A 2,293-nucleotide genomic window follows, 5' to 3' on the forward strand; every position below is an offset into this window, starting at 1 on the left:
CGGGCGCGGCGGCGGCGGTGGTGGTGGCCGTCACGGTCGCGGTCGGGGCGGCGGTGGGGGTGGGCTTGGCCCCCTTGCCGTCCACGGTGCCCGCCTTGCCCGTCGCCTTCGGCGTGGCGGTCGGGGTGGCCTTCGGCTTCGGCGTGGCGGTCACGGTGACCGTGGCCTTCGGTGTGGCGGTCTCCTTGGCCGCCTGCTCCTCCTTGGCGGGGGCGGTCTCCTTGGCCGTGGCCTTCGGCGTGGGGGTGGGGGTGGTCTCGGTGGGCTTCGGTGCGGGCGCGGCGGCGACCTCGACGGTCACCGTGTCCACCGTCGCGCCCTTGCCAGCGGTGAGGGTGAGGGTGTGGGTGCCCGCCACGGTCGGGGTGTAGGTGCCCGCGAAGGAGGTGGGGGAGCACATCGGGTCGGCGGGGGCGGACGCGATGTGCAGGACCGAGCCGTTCGGCGCGGTCGCCGAGATCTTCGCGTCGCAGACGTTGACGGTCTGCGCGGAGACCGTGAGGGCGGTGCCCGCCTTGCCCTCGGTGGGGGCGGCGAGGGTGCCGCCGTCGCCCGCGTGGGCGGTACCAGGGGTGATCAGCGCCGCGACGGTGGCGGCGGTGATGAGGGCGATGGCCCTGATGGAAGCCATGGAGGCTCCTTCCTGGGGTTTTGTGGGGGGAACCGCTCCCCCTCACACTTAAAAGTGTAGGGCATCTTTATAAGGTGGGCAAGGGGTGATCCGAAATTGCCTCTCCGAGCCTCCTGAACTCGAGCGACGCCCCTCGAGTCGCCCGCCGTACGCACCCCTGCCCACGCTCGAGCCGTCCCGCTCGAGCCGTACGGCCCCGCCCCTCGAGCCGGGCGGCCGCGCCGTGCTGAGCTGCGCCGCCTCGAGCGCCGCCCCCCCGAGCCACGGCCCGCCGTGCCGCCGCGCGGCCCGTGCTCGAGCTGGGAGCCTCGAGCCTGCCCGTGCTCGAGCGCTCGAGCTGTACGGCCCCGCCCCTCGAGCGTGCCGGTCCGCTGGTAGAGCGCCGCGCTCGAGCCGCCCCCGCCCGAGTGATCGGAAAAGGTCGGCACGGATTCGCCCCCCGACTTGCCCCCTCAATAAATATGCCCTACACTTTTAAGTGTGAGGGCGAGCGGTTCGCCCCACAAAACCCCAGGGAGGGTCACATGATCACCTTCGCTCTCGCCGTCGCGCTGGTCGCGCTCGCCGTCGCCGCCGCCCTCATCACGGGCCACCGCGCCGCCGCCCCCGCGCGCACCATCTGCGCCGACTACTTCCCCGCCGCCATCGTCGCCACCAAGGGCGCGAACGGCGCAGAGCCCACCCACTACTGCGCCGACTGCGACGCCCACCTGTGGGTCATCTTCGACGGCGCTTCGGTCTGGTGCCCCCGCTGCGACAGCGAGGCGACGGAAGCCACCTGCCCCGTTTACATGTGACCCCGCGCACGGGGGGCGGGTGCGGACCCGCCCCCCTCAGCGCCCACAGCCCCAGGAACCCTCAGACGCCCCCAGAGACCCCGGAAGGACACCCCGTGTCGATCACCCTCCCCGCCCCCGCACGGCGCTTCACCGTCCACACCGACCCCGCCTGCCCCGAGTGCGAGAGCACCGACCCGACCACCTGCGAGGCCGGGATCGACGGAGACCAGATCGTCACCGCCTGCTGTGGCGCAGACCCCGTCGCGTGGACCTGCTTCACCTACCACGTGTTCGTCTACCTCTCCCCCGAGGGCGAGCGGCCCGAGCAGTGCCCGTACTGCGGCACCTGCTGACCCCGCATGGCGGGCGGCCCCCGCCGCCGCCCGCCCCACCCCCTCCCTCCTCCTCCCTTCCGCCCCTTTCCCTCGAGGAGCACCCCGTGCCGAACGCCCCCGTCATCGACTCCGCCGCCCTGACCGCCGCTGGCTACGCCCCGACCCCCGCCGACATGGCGCGCGACGCCGCAGGCATCGCCCCCCCTGATCTCCCCCGCCGCGTGGGCCGACAGCGTCGCATGGGCCGACGCCGACAACGACCGCCAGGGCACCGTGCAGGACCAGGACGGCCGCCTCTGGGACCTCGTCTGGATGACCTCCTGCGCCCTCCGCTTCCGCCGCCCCTTCCACTGGGAGGTGGACGTGCCGCTCGACCGCGTGCCGCGCGGCGGCCGTGCCCGCAACCCTCGCCGAACCACGCTCACCGCGCACGTCCGCGTCGGCACCGACCACCGCACCGTCCTGATCGCCGTGACCTGCCCGGCGAAACCCTGCCCGGCGAGTAGCCCCGCCTCCGAGCGGGCGGGCCGCCCCGTACGGCCCGCCCT

The 2,293-nt window shown here is 73.9% G+C and carries 3 protein-coding genes and 1 pseudogene; 3 read left to right on the forward strand and 1 reads right to left on the reverse strand.

Features of this window, described 5'->3' with window-relative positions:
* Positions 1-631, reverse strand: a pseudogene (locus tag ACWJ6R_RS34830) (hypothetical protein); the annotation flags it as partial.
* Positions 632-1,155: 524 nt separating this feature from the next.
* Here ACWJ6R_RS34830 and ACWJ6R_RS34835 point away from each other — a divergent pair.
* The 3 genes from ACWJ6R_RS34835 to ACWJ6R_RS34845 all read left to right on the forward strand — a co-directional run.
* Positions 1,156-1,428, forward strand: a complete 273-nt coding sequence (locus tag ACWJ6R_RS34835; protein ID WP_449066286.1) for a hypothetical protein — start codon at positions 1,156-1,158, stop codon at positions 1,426-1,428.
* 95 nt (positions 1,429-1,523) lie between these two features.
* On the forward strand, positions 1,524-1,763 hold the full coding sequence (locus tag ACWJ6R_RS34840) for a hypothetical protein (RefSeq protein WP_449066287.1): 240 nt from the start codon (positions 1,524-1,526) through the stop codon (positions 1,761-1,763).
* Between the two features lie 255 nt (positions 1,764-2,018).
* On the forward strand, positions 2,019-2,293 hold a 275-nt coding region (locus ACWJ6R_RS34845), incomplete at its 3' end, for a hypothetical protein (protein WP_449066288.1).

The sequence above is a fragment of the Planomonospora algeriensis genome, assembly GCF_977012225.1.

Bases quoted from the DNA above. Each gene is read 5' to 3' on its own strand.
- ACWJ6R_RS34835 (WP_449066286.1), top strand. From the start codon at position 1,156: ATGATCACCTTCGCTCTCGCCGTCGCGCTGGTCGCGCTCGCCGTCGCC.